The 4,764-nt window shown below is 65.7% G+C and carries 3 protein-coding genes; all 3 read left to right on the top strand.

What is annotated here, in order from left to right; translation table 11 throughout:
- The first annotated feature begins 517 nt into the window (after positions 1 to 517).
- The 3 genes from RF647_RS18910 to RF647_RS18900 all read left to right on the top strand — a co-directional run bounded on the left by RF647_RS18910 (position 518) and on the right by RF647_RS18900 (position 4,114).
- On the top strand, positions 518 to 1,804 hold the full coding sequence (locus RF647_RS18910) for an ATP-binding protein (RefSeq protein ID WP_368813078.1): 1,287 nt from the start codon (positions 518 to 520) through the stop codon (positions 1,802 to 1,804).
- 421 nt (positions 1,805 to 2,225) lie between these two features.
- A complete protein-coding gene (locus tag RF647_RS18905) occupies positions 2,226 to 3,110 on the top strand; it encodes a sugar phosphate isomerase/epimerase family protein (protein WP_368813077.1) in 885 nt (294 codons plus the stop codon).
- Between the two features lie 8 nt (positions 3,111 to 3,118).
- On the top strand, positions 3,119 to 4,114 hold the full coding sequence (locus RF647_RS18900; RefSeq protein ID WP_368813076.1) for a Gfo/Idh/MocA family oxidoreductase: 996 nt from the start codon (positions 3,119 to 3,121) through the stop codon (positions 4,112 to 4,114).
- The last annotated feature ends 650 nt before the right edge of the window (positions 4,115 to 4,764 follow it).

Here is a 4,764-nt window from a genome sequence, read left to right as displayed (position 1 = left end):
GATGAGACCGAGGCGCTTGCGATGCGGCCCGGAGGTGAGGGGAGGCAGCGCAGCGGCTGCTTCCCGGGGTGCAGATATAGCCATCGAAGGCTCCTTCGTTGGTGCGCGGTCGACGCGCTCTTCACAGTGAGGGTTCGCCGGTCCGAGCGGCACTCGGCGCGTGATCCACGTCTCACTGGACTTAATGTCATTATGTTAGGACATATGCAGGACGTTTGGAGGTCTGGGCGGTAGATTTTTGTGATGGCCGCAACATCGAGGGGTGCCCCCGGAGGTGAGGAGCGGTGACCGATCATGGGTTTACTCGGGGCTCCTCTACCGCCCCAACTGAACTCTTGCCACTCCCAGGCTGCTCCTCTCGTCGACCCCCGTTGACTGACAAAGGGTGTCCCCGCACCAATACCAGAGCCATTGCTTGACCAAAACCTACGGTGAACGCCCTGGCCCTTTCAGGGCGGCCGGGAACCGGACAGCCTCACCTGACCGATCACCGCGCCTGACACGAAGGGATGTGCCCATGACCGCTTGGCGGATTCGAGACTTCCACCCCTCGGACTTGGACGGGGTGCTCCACCTGTGGAGCACGATGACGGCCGCCGGCGTCGAGCCGGTGTACTCCCTCTCCGAGGTGCTGGCCTCCTGCCAGGAGGACTACGCCGTCATCGCCCTGCACGGAGAGGAGGTCATCGGGGCAGCTGTAGGGCGGGCCGCTCACGAGCAAGGCTGGGTGGTCTACCTGGCCACGCTGCCAGACTGGCGAGGCCGAGGCATCGGCACCTCTCTACTGGCTGCCCTCGAGACCCGCATGGCACCACTGGGACTGACGAAGCTGTCCGCCCTGATGCCGGCCACCGAGACCCGCCTCGGACCCTTCCTCAGCAGGGGATTCCGGGACGTGAAGAACCTGCGCTTCTTCGAGCGCACCATCCCAGTCCAACGCACCGAACTGGAACCCCTGACCCTGCTGGGCGGCAGGGTGCTCCCCCGGAACCTGTGGGACAACGTGGCGGGGATGCAACAGGAGAAGCAACTCTTGGAACGACGCCTGGTACTCCCGCTGGCTGAACCAGATCTGGCCGACACCTACGGGGTCGTGCCCCCACGGGCGGTGGTCCTCTTCGGCCCACCAGGCACCGGCAAGACCACCTTCGCCAAAGCCATCGCCTCCCGGCTGGAATGGCCCTTCGTGGAGATCTTCCCCTCACGCCTGGCCGCAGAACCCGACGGCTTGGCCGCGGCGTTGCGCCAAACTTTCCTGCAGATTTCCGAGCTGGAGCACGTGGTGGTGTTCCTGGACGAGGTGGAGGAAATCGCCTCCCACCGCTCCGGCGAGCCCCCCAGCCCCACCCAGGGCGTGACCAACGAGCTGCTCAAGATCATCCCGGCCTTCCGGGAGCAACCCGGCCGCCTGCTGGTGTGCGCCACCAACTTCATCCGAGCCCTCGACTCCGCCTTCCTGCGCCACGGCCGCTTCGACTACGTCATCCCGATCGGCCTGCCCGACGCCGAAGCACGAACGGCCATGTGGCAACGGTTCATTCCCGACACGGTCCATGACTCCGTCGACGTACCTCAGTTGGTGGCGCGCACTGAGGGCTACTCACCGGCGGACATCGAGTTCGCTGCCCGCGCTGCGTCACAACGAGCCCTGGAAACGGCTGTCTACGCGGACACGCCTGTCCAGACCCAGCTTGGGCCCACCACAGCGGACTACCTCGACGCCATCCAAGACACGCGCACCACCGTCAGCGAAGAAGTGGCTGCCGCTTTCCGAGAGGACATCCACTCCCTGGCCCGCGTGTAAGAACCCACCAGCCTCAGCGAGAGCACCCACTAACCCCAGTGTGACTGGTGTGGCCCAAGCGTCTGTCGAGTGAAGACGAAGCGTGAACGGTTTCTGCTTGCCACTGAGTACGACCGTGCGTGCCCCGCAGTGCGAACTTTGCGTTCGAGCTCGCTGATGCGGTCCCGGTCCTCGGTGGCGCCTGTGGAACGGACTCCTCGTCGGTCTCGGCCTGCTACACCCAGGTGCGCAGCGCCCCGGGATGCACACCCAGCTGTTCACCGATCCGGTAACACGAGCCCGTGCGTGCCCCGGCACCTTTCCTCGCGTCGATCGCCGTCCAGGCAGCGCAAGTACTCGACGTGACGTCGATCGATCAGTGCACCCCCGCTCTAAAAGGCTTATTGTTAGGACAAACTAAACAAGCTGAAGGAGTCGCACCATGACCAAGCTCTCGATGAACGTCACCACGACGTTCTACGGCAACGTCGTGAACGACATCGCCGTAGCGAAAGCCGCAGGCTACGGCGGCATCGAGCTGCAGAGCCCGAAGCTGTACCGCTACCTCGACGCGGGGTACTCCGCCGAGTCGCTGCTGCCGCTCCTGGAGGGCCTGGAGGTCACAGGACTCGGCGCGGTGCTCGACCTCGAACGCCAGGGCGAGCACCGCGCCGAGTTCCTCGCCGAGGTGAGGCGGATGGCGGGTATCGCGGAGGTGCTGGGCGCCCCGATCCTGCAGCTGTGCACCGGACCCGTCGACTGGAACGTCGTGAAGGACTTCAAGGCCGGGAAGCTCACCGCCGAGGACCTCCGCTACCGCGGGACGCTGGGACTGAGCGAGGACGAGGCGCTGGAGGCGGCCGCCTCCAATGTGCGCGAGGCCGCTGACATCGCGGCCGACCACGGTCTGGACCTCTACCTCGAGCCGCTCGCGTGGTCGAACCTCAACCGGCACCGCCATTCGCTGGAGATCATCGAACGCGCAGGCCGCGCCAACGTCGGCATCGCCCTGGACACCTGGCACTACTGGACCACCGGCGACACCCTCGAAGAGGTCGCCGCCACGCCGAAAGAGCTCATCAAGGCCGCACACATCTCCGACGGCCTCGACCTCGACCGCATCAACGACGTGCCCGACCAGAGCGTGCACCGCAACGTCGTCATCGGCGGTGGCGCGATCCCGCTGCAGGAGTGGATCGACGCGATCAAATCGACCGGCTACGACGGGTGGTGGTGCTCGGAAATGTTCAGCGACAAGGCCAACGAGCACGACTTCCTCAAGGTCGCGACCACCATGCGCAACCTGCTCGACATCATGATCTCCTGAGGATAAATATGCAGCGCTTCGCCCTGATCGGCGCCGGATTCATCGGCTCCGTCCACGCCCATAGCCTCGCGGCTCACCCGGGAGTGGAATTCCGCTACGTCTACGATGTCGACCCCGCGCGCGCGACGCACGTCGCCGTAGCCCACGGTGCCCGCCCCGCACGCTCGCTCGAGCAGGCATTCGATCCAGCCGGGGTGGATGCCGTCTTCATCGCGTCTTCGACCGACACGCACGCCGCGAATTTGCGTCGCGCCGCCGATGCCGGGATCGCCGCACTCGTCGAGAAGCCGATCGACCTCGACCTCGCACAAGCCAGAGAGGTCGTCGCCTACGTCGAGGCCGCCGGAATTCCCGCGATGGTGGACTTTAACCGGCGCTTCGACCGCGACCACGCCGCGCTCAAACGCGTGGTCGACTCGGGCGAGCTCGGCGAGATCGAGCTCATGCAGCTCACCTCGCGCGGCCCGTCGCTGCCGCCGATCGAATACCTCCAGGTCTCGGGCGGACAGATGCGCGATCAGACCGTGCACTTCTTCGATCTCGCACGCTGGATCGCCGGCGCCGACCCGATCGAGGTGCACGTGATGGGCTCGGCGCTGTCCGATCCGCGGGTCGCGGAGATCGGCGACGTCGACACCTCGATCGCGACCCTACGCCTGCCCGGCGGTGCACTCGTGCAGATCGACAGCGTCCGTCACACCGGCTACGGCTACGACGAACGCATCGAAGTCCTCGGATCGGCCGGCATGGCCGAATCGGGTCGCATGCGCGCCGGCAATGTCACCCGTTTCGTCGGCTCCGCCTCCACGAGCGACGGCCTGCACCCCGGATGGTTCGAGCGGGTCCAGCCCACGTACTCAGCCGCCCTGGCGGCTTTCGTGTCGGCCCTCGAAGAGAACGCGACCCCACCCGTCACCCTGCGCGATGGGCTCCGCGCGCAGGCCATCGCCGAGGCCGCCACACTTTCGCTGCAGACCCGACTGCCGCAGACAATCATTTACTGAGTGACCTGCCCCATGGCTTAGTTACCCCTGCGACCTGAACCTGGGGCGGTTAACCGTCGAGGTAGTTGGCTTGCGTTGGACGGTCACGCGATGCCACAGGCCAATCTCATCAAACGACCCTTTAACGAGACCGACAGCCACTTGCCTCAATGCCTCGAGCGCCCCGGTCCCGCACTGGCACCACCTCGGCCCATCAATGTGTCCCACGAGGATGCTTCTGGAATCCCTGCGATGGGACCTTTGACGAGACACCGGGGAGTGGAAGCGGTGACAGTCCTGGGCTACACGCGGGTGAGCTCGGCCGATCAGTACACGGCACTGCAGACTCGAGACCTGGAAGCCGCCTGATGTGGGCGCATACGGGTTCAGGAACTGACATTGCGACGTCAAGTCCGTGGGAAGAGTCCGGTAGCCGGCCATATGTAAAGCGACAGGGTCCGGGCCGATCCTGAACCACCGTCCAAAGTCGTATCCCGGCAACAGCGAAGAGCCGTGAGACCTGGTGTGCCAGGTCCCACGGCTCTTACCCGGGTCGGGACCTCAGGCCGGGGTGCCGGTGCCGGGGGTCGGGACGGTGGCCCAGGGGTTCTCCACGCCGATGTACTGGGTGGTGGTGTACTCGTGGAGGCCCTCGGCCCCGCCCTCGCGGC

The sequence above is a fragment of the Kocuria sp. CPCC 205263 genome (assembly GCF_040981075.1).
GTDB lineage: Bacteria > Actinomycetota > Actinomycetes > Actinomycetales > Micrococcaceae > Kocuria > Kocuria rosea.
The sequence above is the reverse complement of the archived record's forward strand: the minus strand, read 5'-3'. Positions and strand labels throughout refer to the sequence as shown.

What these genes read in the sequence shown, in the direction of transcription:
- RF647_RS18900 (WP_368813076.1), top strand. Translation starts at nt 3,119, where the DNA reads ATGCAGCGCTTCGCCCTGATCGGCGCCGGATTCATCGGCTCCGTCCAC.
- RF647_RS18905 (WP_368813077.1), top strand. Translation starts at nt 2,226, where the DNA reads ATGACCAAGCTCTCGATGAACGTCACCACGACGTTCTACGGCAACGTC.
- RF647_RS18910 (WP_368813078.1), top strand. Translation starts at nt 518, where the DNA reads ATGACCGCTTGGCGGATTCGAGACTTCCACCCCTCGGACTTGGACGGG.